Source organism: Psychrobacter sp. Ps6 (assembly GCF_022129235.1).
Taxonomy (GTDB): Bacteria; Pseudomonadota; Gammaproteobacteria; order Pseudomonadales; family Moraxellaceae; genus Psychrobacter.
On record NZ_JADQAI010000010.1, the window covers coordinates 1 to 22,944 of the forward strand.

Consider the following 22,944-nt stretch of genomic DNA (forward strand, 5'->3'; position numbering starts at 1 on the left):
TGAAGAGATTGAAAAACCCCAGTTAATTGCTGGGGTTTTTATGTATAAAGGTATTTGGCGTTATTGTGCTATTTCTCATAAACCTTTTAATCTTAGTCAGAGTTTTCAAGAAGGTTTCGATTACCTTCGGTGTTCACCTCATTTCTCAGCCGATGCTGGTCATCAATTTTCTGTTGATTACGTTTTTTAACTTCGTTAATAGCAGCGCTTAGTTGATCGTTGATTTCCTCTACTTCAGATTTTGCTGAGAGGTAATCTTTATCTACTGTGACCATGCTTTTTTGTGTAGGCATGTCCATCTCTAGGAGACCTGCATTGTTTTTGAGGTTCTCTAGATTAGTATCAGCACTCGTGATAATTGGTTGAGAAGAATCGTCTGTTTGAAGCCTTGGAGGCTTGTTTTCTTGTGAGTAATTTCTGATTTGTGCTGTGGTGGCTTTGGAGGTGGGTATTGTTTTTTCGGTATTGCCATCGATAGCGTTAGAGGTTTGCGAGGCTGCTTTTTTGGTGTTTTCTAAGCTGACGATTGGCGTATCATTGTTGGTGGTTGTATTCACTGTCTTATTTTTTTCAGTAGTAACAGCGGTACTAGCAGTATTGACGTTATCGATACTATCATTCTTATTATCCAACGTTTTAGTGCTTGTGATAGTAGTGGTATAGACCTTATCTTTGGGCAGTGAGGTGGTCGTGCTGACAGCGGCTAGAGGCTCTGTATTTGTGCTATTGTCAGTCATTTCTGGAGTGTCAGAGGATTTTGCATTGAAATACAAAATAAAGAGAACCCCAGCATGTACCAATATTGCAAGACATAACGCCCAAAACCATTTTTCACGAAATTTCATCATTAGATGGCTTTACCTTTCTCATATTGGTACGTGCTGAACACCTCGAGGTTATCAAATAATAAGCGTTATTGATACAGGGAGTCAATTGAAAGCTTCTGAACTAAGTATTTTAAACCGAGCACTTTTATACTAGGCATCTTTGGTCTCAAATTCAGCAAGCATGTCTGTGATTAGCTGATCTTTTTTGTGCCATACTTGCTCGACCCAGTCAAACATCTGCGCTTTTATCGCTTCATCTGTTTCATAACCGCCGTTTTTAATCGCAGTAAATAAGTCTTCAGGTATCTCAATATGACGTACATCGACGCCTAGACGTTTGATGTTACCTTTCCACAAGTCACTATAAGTAGGTATACCATCAGGGTAGACAATCGTCATGTCCAAGATACCGTCAATCTCTGAGCCTAGGGCGCTCAAAGCAAGTGATAATCCGCCAGCACGGGGCTTGAGCAAGTGCTTATATGGCGAGTTTTGCTTGTCACGTTTGCTAGGAGTGAAGCGCGTTCCTTCTAGATAATTTAGCAAAGTAAAAGGCTTGTCTTTTAATAGTGCACAGGCTCGTTTCGCCTCTTCGATATCTTTACCCTTTAAGGCAGGATTTTTGGCAATGGCTTCTTTAGAATGTCGACGCATCATGGGAAAATCAAGAAAGTAAAAAGCCTGACCAATCACTGGGATATAGATAAGCTCAAACTTTGTAAAAAAGCGCGTCAATGGTAGGCGCTTTTCACTGATATATTGCATGATGCTGGTATCGACCCACGATTGGTGGTTGCTCATCAGCAGGTATTGACCGTCTGTGTGTACATCATCAGGTAAGCTGATACGCCAGTCTTTACGAGGCAGGACATTGTCGATGACAGCATTATTACTGTTGATCCAATAGTTGGTGACATTGATAACGGCTTTGTCAGCGATAGCAGCGCCAGTGATGGCTTTGGCGGCGCCCATTATCCATACAGGAGGTCCTGCCAAGATGCTATTAAAGGTAATCACGCCAGTTGCTGTGGTGAGTGATGCGGCTTTGCCCAGTTTTGGGGCGCGTTCATGTAGTTTCTGAACGATTGATTTCAATCGCATAGTAAGTCCTTTTTCTCATACCAGTGATGAGGTATTGATAATATTGCTGCATGATTTTAGCAGAAATCAATCTCAGTGTACGAGTATTAACAACAAATAATAAATAGCCGCTTTAATGAAACGCATTATTTTTGCCATAAAAAAGCGTACCAAGGCATGACCTTGATACGCTTTTTTCAAAACTATCGCCCATAAAAAGTAGGGCTATTTAGCCATGCATACCGCGGATTGGATAGTTGTTCTCTGGTTTTCTAACGAACACCAAACCGTTTGCAAGCGCTTCAAGGTCTGGTCTAGAGAATGGTGCATTTGAGATATCAACGATTTGTATCTTGCCTTCGCTGTTTATGACAAAGACAGCGGGCTCTGCAAATGGATGATTCGTTTCTTTGGCTGAACGTGGATCAGAGATATAAAGCCCTAGCGTATTCATCTGTTCGATAGTCAGACCATAGGCAATAGGGAAGCTGATATCTAAGTCTTCCAAATGACCTTCTAGCTGCTCTTTACTGTCGCCAGACACGGCAATGACGTCGACACCATTGTCATAAAAAGACTTTTTCACCGTCTCTAACGTATTTAGATATTTTGTGCAGATTGGGCAGTGCTTGCCGCGATAGACAACCACCAGCTTCCAGTCATGACCGTTCGCAGGTTTGCCAAGTTCTGTCATCTCTCCATTTAATAGCTGTACCTCCATTTCAGGAAAAGTAGCACCAGCTTTGATTTTTTGAGCATAATTATTTGACATAGTTCTTATCCTTTTTAATGGCATTTTATGATGAGTATATGTTGAACAATCTTACTTTAGCAGTCTTAATTGTAAAAGTATGGGGTGTTTACAGTGCTCCAAAGTAGCAATGGGAAAAGTTAACATTACCTTGAACATTCTCTAATAAGACTACTTAAGTAAGTGAGTAAGTCATAGACAAAGCGTCTATTTGTTTGATTCTTCAGTGCTCTGAGCATCTAGTTTATCTTGAGTTTTTAGCTCAAAATCTGACGCATCATGACGTTCATGGAGTTGCTCAGAAGGTTCGCCCCAAGTGCGGTTGACCTTGCGCCCACGTTGCACAGCAGGACGCTCTAAAATCTCTTTTGCCCAGCGGCGTACATTTTTATAGCTTTCAACCTGCAAAAATTCTCCTGCACCATAAGCCTCACCAAGTATTAAATTGCCATACCAAGGCCACGTGGCGATATCGGCAATCGTATATTCATCGCCGCCTAAATAGCGATGTTCTGCCAGCTCTCGATCCAGTACATCTAACTGACGCTTTACTTCCATCGTAAATCGGTTAATAGGATACTCAAACTTTTCTGGTGCATAAAAGTAAAAATGTCCGAAACCGCCACCCAGATAAGGGGCAGAGCCTTGCAGCCAGAAGAGCCAGTTCATGACTTCAGTACGTGCTGCGGCATCCTTGGGGAGCAGTTTTCCAAACTTTTCAGCGAGATAAAACAAGATAGCGCCACTTTCAAACACACGGCTACCAGTCTCTGTATCAAACAGTACTGGGATTTTTGAGTTGGGGTTAATCTCAACAAAGCCTGATGAGAACTGTCCGCCTTCACCAATCTCAATAAGGTGCGCGTCGTACTCAGCTTCTGTCACACCCAACGCCAGTAATTCCTCGACCATAATGGTGACTTTTTGCCCATTAGGCGTACCCATTGAGTAAATTTGCAAAGGGTGTTTGCCGCGAGGTAGAGCTGCTTTGTGCGTGGCGCCTGCGATAGGGCGGTTGACGCTTGCCCATTTACCACCACTTTCTGCATCCCATGTCCAGACGCTGGGTGGCTTGTAATGATTGGAGTTTGACATAATGATGATACCTTTTTGTAGACTGTGCTCAGTAGGGTGCGATTGATAGATCAGGTTTATGGTTTTTATTCTGACATCTCAGTCAACTGCTCGATAATATTTTTATAGTTTTCTACGCCTTGGGCACCACTTACTAGATGGCGACCGTTAAAGATGACCGAAGGCACGCTTTGAATGCCTTGCTGTTTGGAGTGTTGTACCAACTGACGTATATCTTCAGCAAAGCGTTGGTCCTCGATGACCGCGAGTGCTTCATTACGATCTAGTCCAATGCGAGCGGCGATATCAGCAAGCACAGCGCTGTCACCTACATTACGATTATCAACGAAGTGCGCGACGAATAATGCTTGTTTTAGGTCGTGCATACGTCCTTGCTGATCTGCCCAATGCAGCAACTGATGGGTATTGAACGTATTGTAAGTACGAAAGTCATCGGTAAACTGAAAATTAAATCCAACTTCTGCACCCGCCGCTGTCATTCTAGCTCGGCTCTCTTTAATTTCCTCAGCAGTTGTACCGTACTTCTCCATGATATGCTCACGATAGTTGCGTCCTTCAGCTGGCGTGTTAGGGTTCAGCTCAAACGGATGCCAGTGAATCTCATGCGGCGTGTTGGTTTGTTTTAATGCCTCAGCTAGTTGACTATAGCCGATAGCGCACCAAGGGCATACAACGTCTGACACAATATCTATTTGTAATGGTTTTTTTGAATGCTGCATATGATCCCTCATTAGCTATCAATTAATATGAAAAACTGCTGCCCGACGATGTTTCGAACAACAGTATGAAAACATCAAATGGACGGTATCAGCGCTTGCTGCAAGACGTATTAGTCAGCTTTATGCCATTCAAACTTCTGGAATGGTTTGTCGACTGGGGTATTAGCTAGGTGGTTGGTGTAGTTGCTCATGACTTTTTGAGCCGCACCAAGAATGACTTCTAGAATCTGGCGTTTAGTATAGCCTGCGTCCAAAAATGCTTGAACTTCTTTATCATCAACATTACCACGATTACGTACGACAGAAAGCGTGAAATCACGTAGCGCTTCTAGGCGAGCGGTTGGTAGCGGCGTTTCATCGCGTAGTGCATCAGTGATGGCGTCATCTACTTTCATGCTCTTAGCAATACCAGTATGCGCAGGCACACAGTAATGGCAAGCATGTTCGACGTTGATGGTTTGCCATACGACAGTGGTCTCTTCATCATCGAAACTGCTGTTTAAAAACAACTCATGCAGACGTTGATAACCTTCTAGCAGACCTGGCGCTTCAGCCATCACAGCATGTAGGTTGGGCACCATACCAAAAGCATTGATAGAGGCATCAAGCAAGGCTTGGCTTTCTTGTGGGGCGCTTTCTTTATCATGTAAAGTAAAATCGGTCATAATAGTATTCCTAATAGTATATTTGAAATTTGGTGTGTTTGTGATTTTTATGCTAGTTAAACTTATCTGCTGATTTATATTTAACGATTAAATTGAGTGTTCACTCAAAATCAGACATATTGCTTTGTAACCGAGTCAATAAAGCCACTATAAATGATGTTGATCAGTCGTTCAATAATAATTTGAGTGATCGTTCAAATAAATTGTAACAGCGAAGTTATATTTCTATCTTCTGCGCGGTTTATAGTAATAATATCAGTGGTTTGAGAAAGTGGTGCTTTGTAAACGCAGACGTAGTAACGAATACTGTCAAGCTAACAAAGCAAATTAAATGATCACGATGCGATATTATCAACCAAAAACCACTCAAAAAAAAGAGCACAGCAGCGCTCTTTTTAATATAAATATTCCTATGGTCTCATTCTCATTGAGTGATTATAGAGATTAAGCAATTTCTGTCATCTCATTCAGTATGAAGGACTCAATAGCGCCTTCTGTTGCGGCTGAAAATTCTTTTAGATGTTGATTTTCCATATGTATTTGCCACAGCTCGCGCGTGGCCCAGCTTTCATGAAACATGAAGTGAGCAGGGTTGTCGTTATCTTGGAACAGATCATAACCAAGACAACCTTCTTCATCACGCGTAGGTGGTATGAGTTTTTCGAGCTCAGCCTTGACTAGGGCGACGCTGTCATCTTTGGCAGTGATATTGGCAATAATCGTTAATGTAGACATGTTTAATCCCTTATTATCGTTAGTTAGTAGGATGGATAGAGTAGCCTGTATGGGTATGCAAAACATTATATCAATGTACAGCATAAGATAAGTTATTACTTGAACGACCGTTCAATTACGGTTATAGTATTTGTCAGATAAGCAGAAAACACGTCTATCTCTACGATCTTTTTTATTCTTTCTACTACCTTTGATAGTTATCAGATGACTATGTCCTAATAGGATAAGATTATGCTTAAGTTTTATTTTCACCAAACGCCAAACCCAATGAAAGTGGCACTGTTTCTTGAAGAGACTGGTTTGCCCTATGAGCTCGTTGCTGTCGATACGCTAAAAGGGGAGCAGCACACGCCTGAGTACCGTGCTATCAATCCCAATGGCAAAACGCCCGCCCTTGAAGATGATGGCAAGCGCGTGTTCGACTCTACTGCTATCTTGATGTACTTGTCTGAAAAAACAGGATTGCTGGCAGGACAGCCAGAAGATCGTAGCGAGATGCTCTCATGGTTGATGTTTTTAGCAACTGGTCTGGGCCCTTATTCTGGTCAATCTGTGCATTTTAGGCACAAGGCGCCAGAAAAAATTCCCTATGCGATGAACCGCTATCTTCGTGAAGCTGAGCGTCATTACGAAGTGCTCGACACCCATTTGGAAGGCCGTGAATATTTGGTTGGAGACGAGTATTCAATCGCTGATATCTCCGCATGGGGCTGGATAGATAAGGCAACGGTGGTACTAGGCGACGCTGGATTAGATAATTATCCTAATCTAAAGCATTGGTTTGCCACTATTGATGCCCGTCCTGCGGTGCAAAAAGCGCGTGAAATTCCTAAAAAAATCGACTTTAAAACTGAGTTGGATGAGGTTGCTGCGCGCGCACTTTACCCGCAGAATTTTGATAAAAACAGTTAATCAAAGCAGAGATATGCAAAAAGCTTCATAATAAAAAAGTGATTAAAAACAGCAACTAAGGTTGATTCTATAAACTTTGCCTTAAAATAGATTTTGAGGCAAAGCTATTAAGGTAAAAATTATGAGTGCTCCAATAAAGTTCAATCGCGAGGATGTGATCGAAAAAGCAAAAAATCTCTATTGGGAAAAAGGCTATCACGCAACCTCGATGCGCAATCTGCAAGACGTCATCAATATGCATCCTGGTAGTATTTATGCGGCTTTTGGTAGTAAAGACAAGCTCTTTATAGAATCCTTAAACCGTTATGCGGCAGATGGTGCCAAGCGGTTGGCTGACTGTATCGAGCAAAAAGACACCGTGCTTGCTGGATTAAAACATTTTATCCATACCGTCATCGTATGTAATAAAGCGACGGCACCAAGCGGTATGTGTATGATTGTAAAAACGATCGCTGAGCTGACTCAGAATGATAGTCCAGCGCTGTTGGCACATGCCACAGGGATTTTGGAAGGGATAGAAGCCTCATTCGCTACGTTATTCGCACAAGCTATTGATAGTGGTGAAATCAGCGCAGAGAAAAACCCGATTGAATTGGCGCGCTATCTTCAAATTCAGATCATAGGTCTGAGGACGTATGCTCAGATTACCAGTGATGACGCTGCAGTAGAAAAGTACATCGATGATATTTTTAAAAACATCGTATAAAGACTGATACTTTTTAGCAAAAATACCCTGACTGTCTACTTAAACAGTCGGGGTGTTTTTTTATGAGCTATTTTATGTATTCCCTTTACGGCGAGTCTTTAGAGTCACTAGAATTATCACGAATGAATTTGAGTAGCAGCTCAGCCAGCTTTTCGCCTTGATCTTCTTGAAGAAAGTGTCCACCGTTAACAATGGTCGTATGCTGCTGACCATTGGTGCCGGGGATGAGTTTTTGCAGAATACGGTCGCCGCCACCCGTCACTGGGTCAGAGTCACTAAACAGTGTGATAAAAGGTTTTGTCCATTTGCTCAGTACTTCCCAAGCCGCACGATTTTTTTCTGACGCAGGATCATCTGGTGTGGTGGGGACAAGCATCGGAAACTGCCGAGCGCCTTCTTTATAAGATTCATCAGGAAAGGGTGCATCGTACGCATCCATCACCGCTTGCGATAGTATTGTTGTGGTACCACTTTTAATAGTCGCGCCTACATTGAACTGCGGTGTCTCTTGCGAGAACTGCTGCCATTTGCGAAACCCTTCGCCAGGATCGTGATCTCCAGTCGGGAGCATCGTATTGCCAGCGGCTACCCGAGCAAACTTATCTGAGTTTTCTGCCACTAAGCGCAGACCGATCAGACCACCCCAATCTTGACAGAACAACGTGATATTATTCAAATCTAACTGGTCAAGTACCGATTGCATCCAGTCGACGTGACGCTGATAAGTGTAGTCAGTACGCGCTGCTGGCTTATCTGATTTGCCAAAACCGATGAGGTCTGGCGCAATGACACGGTGTCCTGCGGCCGTCAGTATCGGAATCATTTTGCGATACAGATAGCTCCAAGAAGGCTCGCCGTGTAGCAGTAATATGGGGTCAGCATCTTTTGGGCCTTCATCGAGATAATGCACGCGCAGCTCACCGCCCTCGGTATCGTCGACCATCAGATAGTTTGGGGCAAAGTCATAATCGGGCAGGTTAACAAAACAGTCATCAGGTGTTCTAAGGGTTTTCATATATCATCCTTGAGTGAAATAAATAACCGTGCACTCTTGCACAGTGTTGAGGAATGTTGAGATTTGCTTTAACAAAGTCCTGAATAAAGACTATAGCGTACAACTGTCTGCTGCTACAAACTTTCGTAATGAACAGTTCAGTGTTGAATGCTATGCATGAGAATACTGAAAAATTGTCATCTTCAGCTCGATTATTACGGTCAATAAGCCATATTTTGTGGGTCTAATCCTGCCGCCAATAAACCTTTATTACAACTTCTGCACGGCTGAGATCAAGTCGCTCTCTGAGCATGGGACGCAGTGCCTTGACGGTGCTTGCCTCTAACGCACCCCAGACTTTATCAATTTTTATAGGCTGATCCGTTAAATAATTACCTACCGTACTATCGATTAGGGAGGCTAAATGCTGTCCTGAGCATTGTTGATCGATGACGATGGGAAGTACGGTGAAGTTGTCTTTAACGCCATTCTTGGTAGTGCGCTCATTATTGCCATCAGTACTATTATTAATGCTGCTATTAATACCAATACCAATACCACTACGTATTTTTACGTTATCAAAATAACGTTGATCCGCCGCGTTGTGTGTGACGCAAACAACTAATGGCGGTGTCGGATTTTCCCAAAGCTCAAGCAATCTCGCGACAGTTGGCATAGAGGTTTCATCAGCGATCAGTAACGCTTGACCATCACGTAAATGATCCACTTTTTCAGGGAATTCTCTTTTGGTGACTATGGTTTCACCTACCTGTAGCGACTGAGCCCAACTGCCACCCAGTGTATCTCCATGAAGAAACACATCGACCCACGCTTGTATGCCAGTAGGCGTTTGCCATGCTTTTCTTAAGGTGTAATAACGATGAGCGCGTGCAGAGCGTGCGTTGTCCTCTATACCAGTGGTTACGCTATTATTAGCGGCGCTATTGTGCGTCAAGTCAAACAAGTAAGCATAGCCTGCGTCATTGATTGGCACTGAGGAGGGCTGTTTGTTTAATGGGTCATTATTACTTAATTCGGGCATGCGTAGTTCAAGACGGAGCATGTTCTCGCTGACTTTATAGCGGTTTTCCACTGTAAAGGTTTGCTTGATTAATTTGATGGTTTTTTTACCCAGTTTTTTATCTGCCCTTTGTTTGAGTGCAATATATTGAATTTGTAGCTCATCAGGGTGGGTAATGGCTGCGGGAAAGGCAATGAAAAAGGTTTGATTCTGCACAGTGTGGTTTTGAGCATTAACAGATTGAGACTCTACATTTTTTGGCTGTACTTGTAACTCGAGACCTTCAGCGTAAACCGTCGTCAATTGTACTTCTATATTATCTAATTCAGCAGTGGATATAGGGGTAAATGTCTGTAAAAACCCTAACAGCTCATCTATATGTTCTTCATTGATATGACTGATGATGTCTTTTAGTTCAGGGGCATTTAAGGATGTATATGGTTTGTCTTGACCATAACTATTATGTGCAGAAGATAGAAAGATATTAGCCATATTGATACTCATAAGCAGATGGTAAGTGAGGAGATAAAACGCTAGTTGTTTAATGATAATTGTTTTTATTATCGTTTACGAGTAAAATCCTCTTTTATTGTCGCTTTTGTTTCAAAACTATAAGCATCATCGACGCCAATTTTTTACTTTTTTATCAATAATGAGTGCCTATATGTTACGTGCAAACCAACTGACCATCAGTCGTCAAGGGAATACTTTACTAGATAACGTGAGCTGCGAGATTGATATCAAGCAGTTGGTGGCGCTAGTTGGACACAATGGTTCAGGAAAGTCGACTCTGATTAAGGCATTGGCAGGGGAGATGGCGAGTAGTAGCGGTAGTATTACCTTAGATGATACTCGCATCAATGATTACGGCAGTAAGGAGCTGGCACGTCATATGGCTTATCTGCCACAGCAACTGCCTGACGCCGCTGGATTTACCGTGCGTGAGCTGGTGATGCTCGGACGCTATCCGCATCAAAAGTGGCTACAAAAGCCAACCCAGATTGATAGAGATAAAGTTGAGCAAGCGCTAAAGGTGACCCAAACCGAAGCGTTTGCTGATCGTATCACGGCTACATTATCAGGCGGTGAGCGTGCCCGTGCTTGGCTTGCGATGTGCTTGGCGCAAGACACCAAGTATCTACTGCTTGATGAGCCGCTCGCTGCGCTGGATATGCATTATCAGATTGAGGTCATTCAGCTTATCCGCCGCTTGGTAGATGAGCAGGGCTTGAGTGTGGTGATTATTATTCATGATATTAATTTGGCCGCGCAATATGCGGATCGTATCATCGCGCTAAAAAACGGCCGAGTTTGTCACAATGGCACTATCAAAAGTACGATGCAATCTGAGGTATTACACGATATTTTTAACGTTGATATGCAACTGCTTAATCATCCTATAACAGGGCAGCCTGTTGCAGTTGCTTGACATCAGATCGCTTCTCTTTCACCCAAACTCGCCTAAAAAGATATGCTCCTATGTTTTCTATTTTTTATCAATACGAATCATTCAAGTGCTCGATACTCATGCCAGCGTCAGTGACGCCAATAACAGTACGCAAGTGGCAGACGCTTTTAGCTTTTATAATATTAGTCTGTCTAACGTTGACCGCTTGTAGTCACTCATCATCCGACAAAGATATTACTCGGTTTGATGAATCATCTCCTGAAAATCTCGTTAAAACAGAAAATAGTCATAGTGACCGTATTAATAGTGACAATATCAATATCGTCTCCCCTGATTGGGGCAATGCTGCAACGCTGACGGCGATGGGGCATGCGCCGATTGCCACTGGTGATATCAGAGTTTGGGACAGATGGGTGGGTCGCCCCCGTCTACCAGCGGCGACCACCGATATTGGGATTCGTTATCAGCCCAATGCTGAGCTGGTGGCACAGCTTCCTGTTGATATGATCGTGGATAACGCTTTTTATGAGCATGCCCGCAGCTTATATGGTGATGTCCCTGCGCAGTCGGTGATGTTTGCGGCAAAAGGAAAAGCGGCAACGTGGGCTGACTATACGGAGCCGACGCGCGCGCTTGGCGTATTGATTAATAATCCCAAGATGGCTGAAGACTATATTGTACAAAGTCAAAAAGACATACAGCTTGCCAGGCAGCAGTTTCAGCAGCGCTATTCAAAAGTAAAAAAAATTGCGGTTGTCCAGTTTGCGGATGCCAATAACATGCGCATGTATGTTGATAACAGTCTGTTTAAGGTGGCATTAGAGCAGATGGGCAAAGAGCTTGTGGTCTTAGGGGAGGGCAATCAGTGGGGGTTTGTACCAATACGAATGGGTGATTTGGCGCGGTTAGATAATGAGACTTGCCTGCTGATCATCGACCCACTCAGTCCCATCACCAGAGCTGAGATTAATGACAGCTTGGTATGGCAGCGTTTGGGCTATGGTGAGCGCCGCTGTATGGCGGAGTTGCCGCCAGTCTGGATATATGGCGGGATGTCGTCATTGGTCAGTCTGGCCAATAATTTATCCACGGTTTCGTTAACAGGTGGCGCGATATAATGACTATTCATACCAATCATACGAGCAGTGCCAGCAACACCAGTAGCGCTAATAGCCTAGGCTCCATGTCCTCCTCGTATACGGAAACTGTGATGACCTCATCGCCCAAGCCGCCACCACATCCATCTCAGCCTCCGTCGTCTGTCATGAGCAGTACGTCTTGGCGATTTTGGATGACTTTTATAGGATTGGTGGTTTTGTCTGCCTGCAGTGGCTGGGCACTATTAGAGCGAGAATGGACACGCCCGCTCAGTGAGCTGTTTTTACCAAGTTTGCAGCTTGATATTGCTAGTATGGCGACACAGCTGCACTTAGTGGCGACCAGTGTGGTGGCGCTATTGGCAGGCGGATTATTAGGCGTAGTCAGTATTTTGTTACAACAGTTGGTCAAAAATCCATTGGCATCAGACACCACTTTGGGAGTCGGAATTGGTGCCCAGTTGGCTATGTTGATTGTGACGCTATTTTTGCCGAGTTTGGCTATTTATGGTGGCCTCTACGTGGCCTTTGTCGGTGCCATCATGAGTATGGGTTTGGTGTTTGCCTTGTCCGCGCCTAGTCGCTTTAATCCGCTGATTCTGATACTGGCAGGTTTGGTCGTCAATATCTTGCTTGCCGCTGTTGCCAATGTATTGGTGTTATTTTTTGCTGAAAGAAGCAATGGTATGTTGTCATGGGCGGCTGGGTTTTTGGCACAAAGCAGCTGGGATAGCAGTCGAGCGCTGATGATCACAGCGACCTTGGCGACGATAGCCTGCCTGCCTTTATTGAAGCCGCTGACACTGATGAGCTTAGATGACTCACAAGCCAAACGTTTGGGCGTGCCTATCAATGGTATTCGCGCCTTAGTGGTAGTGATTGTGGCGGTGGTGACCGCACTAGTCATCAGTGAGGTTGGGCTGATTGGTTTTATAGGGCTTGGTGCGGCAAGTTTGGTCAATGCGCTAGGCATCTCGTCTATCGGTAAACGTTTGGCAGTCGCATTTGCGCTAGGTGCATTGCTGCTACTGTTGACCAGTAATGTTGCGTTATTGCTTGAGCCGATACTGGATATGCAAATCCCGGCTGGTGCCATGACGGGCATACTTGGTGCGCCATTGATTATTTGGCTAATTTTGCGCCAGCGCCACGAGCGTATAGAAACAGTTACCCCTATGATGAGCGGTCAAAATACAACGGTTATATACTGGCGATGGGGGGCGGGTTTGCTCGCTGTTATTATGCTTGCGTGTGTCTTTGTGCAGGATATCAATGGTTGGGGATTTAGTACCGATTGGGCGCTGACACAGCAATATCGTCTACCTCGTAGTTTAAGTGCTGCGGCAACAGGGTTGATGCTCGCGGTCGCAGGCGTGTTGCTACAGACGCTAACGCGTAACCCTATGGCGAGTCCTGAGGTTTTAGGTGTCAGCTCAGGCGCGGCGCTGGGGGTGATTTTAGGATTTTTATTATTACCCAGTTTGGGGCTGTCGGCTGGAGCAGGTACGTTACTGATTTCAGGACTGTCAGGTGCGATGGCGGTATTGCTGTTGGTCATTTGGCTGGCACGTAGAGTCAGCTCAGGCTATTTGCTGTTAGTCGGTATTGGTATCGCTGCCATGATGGATGGGGTCATGCACATGGTCAAGCTCTCAGGTGACCCTCGTCTAGAGGCGATGCTCAGCTGGTTATCAGGCACCACCTACAGTGCTCAGCCTAGCACAGTATGGTATCTGATTGTCATTGCGCTTATCTTATTGGTACTTAGCTTATTGATTATCAAACCCTTACGTGTTCTTGGTCTAGGGACAGGTGTCGCACGAAATTTGGGTGTGGCAGTGACACCCGTGACATTATCGATACTGGCGCTCGTTGCTGCCCTTAGTACCGCGAGCACGCTTGCTGTGGGTCCTTTGAGTTTTATTGGCTTGATGGTGCCGCATCTAGCCACCTCACTTGGAGCGGTAAAGCTCGAGCGGCAGTTGCCATTAGCGGCATTGTTAGGGGCAGGGATCATGGTGATAGCTGACTGGATTGGACGATATGTGATGTTTCCTTATGAGCTACCTGCTGGTACGGTGGCTGCTATCATTGGCGGTGGCTATTTCTTATGGCTTATTCGTAAAGCGCCAACCACCGCTAATGGTTAGTTTGTCTTTTTATTCAGCAATTAAGCATTCATATATACGAGTACAGATGAGCGTTAGAGGCTCTGTACTCGCAAATGATACTTCACTGATCGTAATGGTTGTTGACGATCATGCTAACGCTCAATGCATCATTTCGCTGATCTTATTTACCAATCAAAAAATTGATAAACTGGGTTGACAGTCCATCAGTGGTAGTAGATACTACGCTTCAATAAAGATAATGATTATCATTTACATTATTATTATCTTTAAATAAATATCAGCTGTAGATATGAGTATAGAACTTACGCTGCAACGATGATTTAAAACTACTGACAACAATAAGGCTGACATGATGGATACGATTCTTTTAGACGAAACCCTTGATAATGAATGCTACTTGTATCGTCAAGATCAATTTGAGTCAAAGGTTCGCAGTTATCCGCGAAAACTGCCTTTTGCAATTCAATCTGCCAAAGGGGCGTGGATTACTGATGTTGAAGGTAATGAGTATCTTGATTGCCTATCAGGTGCAGGAACATTGGCGCTTGGGCACAATCATCCAGTGGTCACTGAAAGTATCAAGCAGCTTTTGGACAGCCATCTGCCTATGCATACTTTGGATATCACCACACCATTAAAAGACAAATTTAGTGAATTTATGTATGAGCTGCTAGCTACCAGTAGCGATGAGTATTGCTTGCAGTTTTGCGGGCCGACAGGCGCAGATGCCGTAGAGGCCGCTATTAAACTGGCCAAACAAGTCACTAAGCGCTCAGGTATTGTTAGCTTCAGTGGTGGCTATCACGGCATGACGCATGGCGCGTTGGCTATCACAGGAAACTTGGCACCCAAGCAGGATATAGAAGGTTTGATGGGATCTGTACAGTTCTTACCATATCCCAATATGTACCGCTGCGCATTTGGTTTGCCTTTTGAGCAAAGCATTCATGCTCATATGCACTATTTTGAAAACTTCTTAAAAGATGCAGAAAGCGGTGTGGTCAAGCCGGCAGCAGTGATTTTAGAGGTTGTACAAGGAGAGGGCGGTGTCAATCCTGCACCTATAGAATGGTTAAAGCATGTACGCCAAGTGACCAAAGAGCTTGGTATTTTGTTGATTATTGATGAGGTGCAAACAGGGTTTTGCCGTACGGGACGTTGGTTTGCCTATCAACATGCCGATATTGACCCCGATATGATTGTGATGTCAAAAGCGATCGGTGGCGGTTTACCCCTTGCGGTATTGGGCATCAAAAAACAATATGATGTATGGCAAGCAGGCAATCATTCTGGCACTTTTAGAGGCAATCAGCTGGCAATGGCAACAGGACTTGCCACCCTCAATTACCTAAAAGATAACCATGTTGCTGAGTATGTCTCAAAAATAGGCACGTGGTTTATGTCTCAGCTAAAAATGCGCCAACAGCACTATCCAAAAATCGGTCAAGTCAGAGGGCGGGGGCTAATGATTGGCATAGAGATCATCAATCCTAGCTTACCTAAGCAAAATGATGGCAGCTATCCAGCAGACAGTGATGCAGCTGCTAAAATCCAGCAAGCGTGCTTCAAGCATGGTTTGGTGATAGAAAAGGGCGGACGCGGCGGCACGGTACTACGCTTATTACCGCCACTCAATATAACCAAAGATGAGTTACAGCAAGTGCTGCAAAGGCTTGATAGGGCGCTAGAGGATAATCGATAGTGTCTTAACAGCATTCAAATAGCCATAAAAACAACACTAATAACAAGTCAGTGATCTACGATTGATAGCATCGTGGAGTAGACAGGTGAGGATATTTTGCCTTTATTAAATCAGCAGACCAGTGAGCAGTATCTCACGCAGATGCAAAAGACAAGCGCTGTGATCAAGCAGTGGCTGGATGACAATAACGTGTATGTGGGTGGCACACCTCAACAAGTACAAGTAAATAATACTGTTGAGATCCACGAGCAAGGTCGAGATATCGACTCCATACTTGCGGATATTCAAAACAAGTTTTTGCCAAGCTGTGTGTCCACTGCCAATACCAACTGTTTGGCACATCTACATCCACCCACCCTAGTTGTCGGTCAAATCGCTGAGATGATTATCGCCGCTACCAACCAGAGTATGGACTCTTGGAACCAAAGCCCAGCGGCGACTTATATCGAAAAAGACTTGATCCATTGGTTGTGTCAACGTTGTCAGTTCGATCAGACCTATCATCAAACGAGCGGTAACGCTGGTGGGGTTTTTACCAGTGGCGGGACGCAGAGTAATTTGATGGGATTACTGCTGGCACGCAATCAGTTTTATGAAAATAAAGGCGTTGATGTACAAAAAGATGGTCTGATAGGTCAGCAAAAGTGCTATATATTATGTTCAGATCAGGCGCATTTTTCTATCGAGAAAAACGCGGCGCTCCTAGGCTTGGGTCAAAAATCTGTCATTAAAATAGCGACCGATGCATCAGGTGCCATGTTGATGTCTGACTTGCAGCAAAAAATAGCTCATCTTGGGTCTGACAACGTGATCGCAGTTGTGGCAACCGCTGGCACCACGGATTTGGGCGCGATTGATCCGCTAATGGCTATTGGCAAAGTTTGCCATGATGAGCAAATATGGCTACATATCGACGCGGCATGGGGCGGGGCGCTACTGTTATCAAAGCGCTATCGACATCTGCTTCACGGCTTGGATTACGCGGACTCTATTACCTTAGATTTTCATAAGCATTTCTTCTTACCGATTAGCTGTGGCGCTTTTTTATTGAGGGACAGTCAGAGCTTTGAAAGTATTCGTCATCATAGCGAATATCTAAACTCTGCTGAAGATGAAGAGGATAATATTCCAAACCTAGTCACGTACTCTTTGCAGACCACACGCCGATTCGATGCGCTAAAGCTGTGGATGGCGCTGGACTTACTGGGAACGGATGGCTATGCATCCTTGATTGATAACTGTCTGGATACTGCTAAGCAGGCGGCAACGCTGATTGATGCAAATGAAAATTTTGTGTTGGTACATGAGCCTATTATCAGTAGCATTTTGTTCTCCTTCGTCCCCAAAGATACAGTGCTATCTGGCGAACAGCTCGCTCAGCTCAATCGTCATATTGCGCAAGCATTATTGATTAACAATATCGCCAATGTGGCGACCACTCAGTTTTCGCAACAGCTCTGTCTCAAATTTACCATTTTAAATCCCAATACCCAAATCAATGATATTGCAGACATCATTGAGCAGATGGCTATTGCTGGTTTTAACCGACTCAATTCTGACAACCTGAACGTTGATGAGAAAAAATAACATGATGCAGCATAAAACGCTTGATCGTCTCACACTACAAAATCTAATCAATGCTTACTGTTTTGAGACTGGGCACGGCGAGATTCTAGCCGTAGAACACCAGAATGATGTGCAAAAACAGGCGTCACAACACAAGCCACTATTAATGCTAACGCTTGCGCCTTTCGATACGGTCATGGTCGTACCTGTCGATAGAATCAGCCGATTGGGGCAGCACCGCTTGGCATCTACACCCCTTATATTAAATGAGCCGCTACCAAATAAGCAGCCAGATGCTTCATTGCAAAGCAGCCAATGGATTATCCCCTCTGCGATGAGCGTAGCGTCCCTGCTTATTGAAGACATCGTCCATCGTTATAAAGACAAAGCCGCGCTGGATGCCAATGGTGTCTTAAAACGCTGGATTGAGAGTTATGAGGGGTTACAGATCATCTTGGCGCACCGCAATGATGAGATTGATGACATCGTTGACTATCAGCAAGACTTTATTCAAACCGAACAAAATCTGATTTATGGTCATGCTATGCACCCCACCCCCAAAGGCCGTGCAGGGTTTTATGGGGACGAGTGGGCAAAGTATGCGCCCGAGACCAATAGTAAAACTCAACTGCATTATTGGCTGGTGCATCCGAGCTGCATCACAGAAGAGTTTGTTGATGGGGATAGTATTACCGCTCTACTCAAATCCAAGCTGCAAGCTGGCATGAGTGACTATCAGCAGCACCTACTCGATGCGCATCCAGACTATAAGCTGTTGCCATTACACCCTTGGCAAGCAAGGTTTTTGCAGCAGAAGCCATGGTATCAAAAGCTGCTAGAGAGTAGTCAGCTGTTTGATTTTGGTGAGCTCGGTTGGTATCTGCATCCAACAACATCAGTGCGTACGCTGGCTGCCTTTGACGCGCCTTGGATGTTCAAACTGTCGTTATCGGTGGCGATTACCAACTCTGTGCGGATCAATCTGCCTAAAGAATGCAAGCGCGGTATGCATGCCTGCCGAATTTGGCGTAGTGATTATGGTACTCAGCTAAAGCATCAGTACCCTACGATAGCTGTATTGAATGACCCTGCTTGGCTTGCGCTACGTGTCGATGGAAAAGTCATCGATGAGACGATCTGTATTTTACGTGATAACCCTTTTACACATAAGACACAAGTCACCAATCTTGCAAGTTTAAGCCAAGACCATCCTACTCGTCTGACCAATCGCTTGGAGACACTGTTTAAGTCTATTCATAAACGGACTGGTGAGCCTTTAGAAAAAATAGCTGTCCAGTGGTTTGATGCCTATTTGCAAGTTGGTTTTATACCGCTTATTCATATGTATTACCAGCATGGGATTGGGTTTGAGGTGCATCAGCAAAACAGTTTAATTGAGCTGACAGAGGGCTATCCTACCAAGTTTTGGGCCAGAGACAATCAAGGGTTTGGCTATATTGCAGAGTATGCCGCGCCGCTCATCGATGCTTATCCCGAGCTTATTAGCGAAGGAGAGTGCGTCATTCCAGAGGATTTTGCTGACTCACGATTTGCCTATTACTTAGTGGGTAATAGCATATTTGGCCTGATCACTGCCATTGCTCGGACTCAGCTTGTGAGTGAAGAGAGATTAATCACGACGTTTAAAGAGTGCTTAATGGCGTTAGAGCAACAATACCCGCATCGCTCGTTATTTGATTTGTTGTTGCGTAGTCCTACATTGCCGTTCAAAGGCAATCTGCTCACCAGACTCTATGCGCTTGATGAGCTGACCGCACCTGTTGAAACCCAGTCTATTTATGTCGATATCCCAAATCCCATGGTGACGTAGCTTGCGATGCTGTGGCTTGCTAGGCGGTGCTACAAAAATAATCGCACAATAGAAGCGATGGTGACAAATAATAATCAGAACAAACGCAATGATTGAGGGGCAAACGTGTTAGATATTATTGGTATTGGTGTAGGGCCGTTTAATTTAAGTTTGGCGGCATTACTGAAAAAGACGGAGATCACCGCTAAGTTCTTTGAACAACAGGCGGCGTTTAATTGGCACAAAGGCATGATATTACCGAGCACCACACTGCAAGTGCCTTTTATGGCAGATTTGGTGACGCTGATAGATCCAACCAGCTCGTATTCCTTTTTAAACTACTTACACACCCAGCATCGTCTGCTGAAATTCTATTTTTTAGAAGAGTTTAAAATTTACCGTAAAGAGTACAACCACTACTGCCAATGGGTAGCGGAGCAGCTGGATAGCTTGAGCTTTGATGCGGCAGTGATAGACGTAGTGTTCGATAATGATGATGATGGGTTTGTCGTGACGGTATGCGAGCAGGGGACACAAAAAACCTATCATGCCAAAAATCTGGTCATAGGAACGGGCACGCGGGCCGCGCTACCATCATCATTGCAAGCTATTGCCAAAAAAGCGCCACACCGCTGTATGCATACCGCCCATTTTGCAGACAACTTTGATTTGGATCGCCTTGATGCCAATCGCCTAGATTTGAATAGCGTCAAAGCAGAAGACAAGTTGACCAAAATATTGGTACTGGGTTCAGGACAGTCCTCAGCCGAGGTGTATAGAACCTTATTTGATCAGCAGTTTGATGATGAGCACAATGACCATAGTAACGGCAACGCCAAGTTTCAGTTAGATTGGATGACTCGCTCGGCAGGGTTTTTCCCTATGGAATACTCTCCATTAGGCTTGGAGCATTTTAGCCCGGCGTATACAGACTATTTCTATGGTTTAAACTCAGAAATCAAGCCTAAGGTCGCCGCTAAGCAAGATCTGCTCTATAAAGGCATGGGATTTGAGACCATACGTGATATTTATTACCGTCTTTATGAGCGTAGCATTAACAATAAAGATTTGCATTCAACGCTTATATCCAATTGTGAAGTGACGCAGGCAACATTGGCTGAGTCGCTAGATAGCATCAGGTTGACCATGAGGCAGCGTGAACAAAACCAGATATTTACGGCTGATTATGACTGTGTGATTGCTGGCACAGGATATCGTTATGGTCTGCCTGAGTGCTTAAACACGCTATTGCCTGATATCTCGCATGATGCATTTGGACAGCCAGTGATTGATAGAGACTATATATTAGCCTATCAAAAAAATACTACAGGCAAGATTTTTGTACAGAACCAAGAAATACATACTCATGGCGTTGGCGCTCCAGACTTGGGGCTAGGGGCTTACCGAGCAGGATGCATCGTCAATCAGCTAACGGGTAAGCAGATTTATGATACCGATGCCTTACCGGTTTTCCAAAAATTTGGCGCGTAGCTTATATAAACTGCCTATTTTAAAACCCACTCAAAAAGCGTTCACTATATCACCATACTACAATAATGAGGAGTGAGTCATGCCGACCATCACCCAAAGCCTGCCCGATACCTTTAGTATCGAGGCTTACCAAAAAACGTTTGCACTGAGAGCTGTCAGCTATCCAGAAGACATGCCATTACTGTATCAATGGATGCATGCCGAGCATGTGGTTGATCAGTGGCAGCTACATCTCCCAATGTCTCAGCTAAAGACTCATTTTGAAAAAATGCTGGCCGATGATCATCAGCGTCTGTATTTGATATTGTGTGATGATGAGCCGATTGGTTATACCGAGATTTATGAGACGGCTCGAGATCGGTTGTCGAATTATTATAAAGCCAAAGACACAGACATGGGCTGGCATATTTTGCTGGGTGATCCTGCGGTGGTTGGTAAAGGCTATCTCAAGCCCACAGGTATGATGATTAGTAAATTCATATTTGAGCAGACAGACGCCAAAAAAATCGTGGTCGAGCCAGACAGTAAGGTACAAGTTTATCGATGGGTGGCTGATAGCTTTGCCTATCGTGTACAACGTCTGATTGAGATGCCAGAAAAAACCGCCTCATTGTATTTTTGCAATCGTGATGAGTTTTTGGAATCTAGAGGGTATCTCAGTTTTTATGGTGCCACGGCTGAATGAGCAAAGCGCCCATACACACTGTGGCGATCGATAAAGCGCCTATCAATCAGACACTGACAAATAATACTCACAAAAACAGCAATAGTAATCGCCTAAGCGATAAGCAAGTACGGCGGGTACTGGTGACCTTATTGCTTGGTGGTACGGTCATAAGCTTTAGTAATAGTGCGCTCAACCCAGCGATCCCTGTGTTTATGTCAGTGTTTGACGTCGATATTGTGCTGGGCGGCTGGGTGTTAAATGCTTATGTATTGGCCATGAGTGTGGGGCTGATGCTGAGTGGTTACTTAAATAAAAGGTTTGGTTTTAAGCCGGTTTATTTGGCGGCAATACTTGGTTTTATGCTCGGCTCGGTCATTGGCATGTTGTCCTCTAATATGCTCTTTGTCATTGGGGCTAGAGCTGTCCAAGGGCTGAGTGGCGGTCTGATTATTCCGCTCTCGATTGGCATGCTATATCAGATCTACCCAAAACAGCAACACGGTAGGATAATGGCGCTATGGGGCATCGTTATTATGATGTCATTGGCGTTTGGCCCTCTGGTCGGGGCTTATTTGGTTGAGCAGTTTGCATGGTGGACACTATTTGCCATTACGTTACCACTCAGTGTGGCGGTCATGGCGATGGTATGGCGGCTAATACCTGACATGCGCTCACATGACAAAACAAGTTCTTTTGATGCGGTAGGGTTTGTCAGTTTGATCATTTGGCTATTGGCCATGATGGTTTGGCTGAGCACACTACAAATAGATTTTACTCAAGGTATCTCAAGCCGCGATGGTTTGTTAAAAATAGCGGCGTTGGGTGTATTGTTTATTGGGTTTTTGCTGTCAGCCGTGGCTTGGTGGGCATATGAGAGTCGTCAGAGCCATCCATTATTAAATACTCGATTGTTCCATAATAAAAACTATTTGCACAGTAATATCATTAGTATTACCCAAACGGTAGCCCTGATGCTGTGCCTCTTACTATTGCCTATATTGATTCAGGATGTAATGGGTGAAAGTGCTTTATGGACTGGGGTTGTCCTGATGGTCGCTACGCTCGTAGCCAGTATCACCACGCATTACGCTGGCAGGCGGGTGGACAAGCGTGGCGCCCGAGGGATTGGTATTGCTGGGATTATGATTAGTGCGCTGTCTACCTTGATGCTGGCATGGTGCTTGTACCAGCCAACACTTTGGCTACTCATACTGATGATGAGTATGCGAGGTGTGGGAGTGGGTTTGGCGTATCTACCAACCACCACGGTGGGGTTCAGTAGCTTACCCAAAGACTCGGTCACCGAGGGAGCTGCACTCAATAATATCAGTCGCCGTATTATCTCTACTATATTTATCACGTTGGCAACCCTCTATATCCATAGTCGAAGCGCGCAACTACTAGCCGCAGGAAGTAGTGTTGGTATGACAAGCGCAATCCAAGAAATACTGGTGATAATCGCGTTGATGCTATTATTCACGATTCCCTCTGCCTGCAAGTTACCCCGATCAGCATGATCACATAGTTAATATTTGGGATAAATATGGATTATAATTGTAAATAATT

General features: G+C 44.5%; 20 protein-coding genes. 11 read left to right on the forward strand and 9 right to left on the reverse strand.

Annotated features, from left to right (window positions below):
• Nucleotides 1-92: 92 nt before the first annotated feature.
• The 7 genes from I3255_RS11280 to I3255_RS11310 all read right to left on the reverse strand — a co-directional run bounded on the left by I3255_RS11280 (nt 93) and on the right by I3255_RS11310 (nt 5,872).
• A complete protein-coding gene (locus I3255_RS11280; protein ID WP_238038901.1) occupies nt 93-848 on the reverse strand; it encodes a hypothetical protein in 756 nt (251 codons plus the stop codon).
• 129 nt (nt 849-977) lie between these two features.
• Complete coding sequence (locus I3255_RS11285; RefSeq protein WP_238038902.1) at nt 978-1,928, reverse strand: acyltransferase; 951 nt, start codon at nt 1,926-1,928, stop codon at nt 978-980.
• Between the two features lie 208 nt (nt 1,929-2,136).
• The gene (locus tag I3255_RS11290) at nt 2,137-2,679 is read right to left on the reverse strand and encodes a peroxiredoxin-like family protein (protein WP_238038903.1); all 543 of its coding nucleotides are present in this window, start codon (nt 2,677-2,679) and stop codon (nt 2,137-2,139) included.
• 186 nt (nt 2,680-2,865) lie between these two features.
• On the reverse strand, nt 2,866-3,753 hold the full coding sequence (yghU, locus tag I3255_RS11295; RefSeq protein WP_238038904.1) for a glutathione-dependent disulfide-bond oxidoreductase: 888 nt from the start codon (nt 3,751-3,753) through the stop codon (nt 2,866-2,868).
• Between the two features lie 65 nt (nt 3,754-3,818).
• On the reverse strand, nt 3,819-4,472 hold the full coding sequence (locus I3255_RS11300) for a DsbA family oxidoreductase (RefSeq protein WP_238038905.1): 654 nt from the start codon (nt 4,470-4,472) through the stop codon (nt 3,819-3,821).
• A 110-nt stretch (nt 4,473-4,582) separates the two neighbouring features.
• Entirely contained in the window at nt 4,583-5,137 is a 555-nt protein-coding gene (locus I3255_RS11305) for a carboxymuconolactone decarboxylase family protein (protein WP_238038906.1), read from the reverse strand.
• Nucleotides 5,138-5,581: 444 nt separating this feature from the next.
• Nucleotides 5,582-5,872: a putative quinol monooxygenase gene (locus I3255_RS11310; protein ID WP_238038907.1), complete on the reverse strand. Its 291-nt coding sequence runs from the start codon at nt 5,870-5,872 to the stop codon at nt 5,582-5,584.
• A gap of 231 nt (nt 5,873-6,103) precedes the next feature.
• On the opposite strand from I3255_RS11310, the gene I3255_RS11315 reads away from it, so the two are divergent.
• Both I3255_RS11315 and I3255_RS11320 read left to right on the forward strand, forming a co-directional pair.
• Nucleotides 6,104-6,784: a glutathione S-transferase N-terminal domain-containing protein gene (locus tag I3255_RS11315; RefSeq protein ID WP_238038908.1), complete on the forward strand. Its 681-nt coding sequence runs from the start codon at nt 6,104-6,106 to the stop codon at nt 6,782-6,784.
• A 121-nt stretch (nt 6,785-6,905) separates the two neighbouring features.
• The gene (locus I3255_RS11320) at nt 6,906-7,490 is read left to right on the forward strand and encodes a TetR/AcrR family transcriptional regulator (RefSeq protein ID WP_238038909.1); all 585 of its coding nucleotides are present in this window, start codon (nt 6,906-6,908) and stop codon (nt 7,488-7,490) included.
• Nucleotides 7,491-7,575: 85 nt separating this feature from the next.
• Here I3255_RS11320 and I3255_RS11325 read toward each other — a convergent pair whose 3' ends face one another.
• A complete protein-coding gene (locus I3255_RS11325; protein WP_238038910.1) occupies nt 7,576-8,505 on the reverse strand; it encodes a haloalkane dehalogenase in 930 nt (309 codons plus the stop codon).
• 223 nt (nt 8,506-8,728) lie between these two features.
• Nucleotides 8,729-9,997, reverse strand: a complete 1,269-nt coding sequence (locus I3255_RS11330; RefSeq protein WP_238038911.1) for a siderophore-interacting protein — start codon at nt 9,995-9,997, stop codon at nt 8,729-8,731.
• Between the two features lie 172 nt (nt 9,998-10,169).
• Between I3255_RS11330 and I3255_RS11335 the strand changes: the two genes are divergently transcribed.
• The 9 genes from I3255_RS11335 (at nt 10,170) to I3255_RS11375 (ending at nt 22,895) form a co-directional block, all read left to right on the forward strand.
• The gene (locus tag I3255_RS11335) at nt 10,170-10,934 is read left to right on the forward strand and encodes an ABC transporter ATP-binding protein (protein WP_238038912.1); all 765 of its coding nucleotides are present in this window, start codon (nt 10,170-10,172) and stop codon (nt 10,932-10,934) included.
• Between the two features lie 50 nt (nt 10,935-10,984).
• Nucleotides 10,985-12,031, forward strand: coding sequence for an ABC transporter substrate-binding protein (locus I3255_RS11340; RefSeq protein WP_238038913.1), 1,047 nt, complete (start codon nt 10,985-10,987; stop codon nt 12,029-12,031).
• The gene (fhuB, locus tag I3255_RS11345) at nt 12,031-14,160 is read left to right on the forward strand and encodes a Fe(3+)-hydroxamate ABC transporter permease FhuB (RefSeq protein ID WP_238038914.1); all 2,130 of its coding nucleotides are present in this window, start codon (nt 12,031-12,033) and stop codon (nt 14,158-14,160) included. Before I3255_RS11340 ends, fhuB begins: the two co-directional genes overlap by 1 nt.
• A 334-nt stretch (nt 14,161-14,494) precedes the next feature.
• Complete coding sequence (locus I3255_RS11350) at nt 14,495-15,844, forward strand: diaminobutyrate--2-oxoglutarate transaminase family protein (protein ID WP_238038915.1); 1,350 nt, start codon at nt 14,495-14,497, stop codon at nt 15,842-15,844.
• Nucleotides 15,845-15,940: 96 nt separating this feature from the next.
• Nucleotides 15,941-17,431, forward strand: a complete 1,491-nt coding sequence (locus I3255_RS11355; protein ID WP_238038916.1) for an aspartate aminotransferase family protein — start codon at nt 15,941-15,943, stop codon at nt 17,429-17,431.
• 1 nt (nt 17,432) lies between these two features.
• Nucleotides 17,433-19,241, forward strand: a complete 1,809-nt coding sequence (locus I3255_RS11360) for an IucA/IucC family protein (protein WP_238038917.1) — start codon at nt 17,433-17,435, stop codon at nt 19,239-19,241.
• 105 nt (nt 19,242-19,346) lie between these two features.
• Nucleotides 19,347-20,711 carry a SidA/IucD/PvdA family monooxygenase gene (locus I3255_RS11365; protein ID WP_238038918.1) on the forward strand — a complete coding sequence of 455 codons (1,365 nt, stop codon included), beginning with the start codon at nt 19,347-19,349 and terminating at the stop codon, nt 20,709-20,711.
• Nucleotides 20,712-20,790: 79 nt separating this feature from the next.
• A complete protein-coding gene (locus I3255_RS11370; RefSeq protein ID WP_238038919.1) occupies nt 20,791-21,396 on the forward strand; it encodes a GNAT family N-acetyltransferase in 606 nt (201 codons plus the stop codon).
• Entirely contained in the window at nt 21,393-22,895 is a 1,503-nt protein-coding gene (locus tag I3255_RS11375; RefSeq protein WP_238038920.1) for an MFS transporter, read from the forward strand. The genes I3255_RS11370 and I3255_RS11375 overlap by 4 nt, the downstream gene beginning before the upstream one ends.
• Nucleotides 22,896-22,944: the final 49 nt, after the last annotated feature.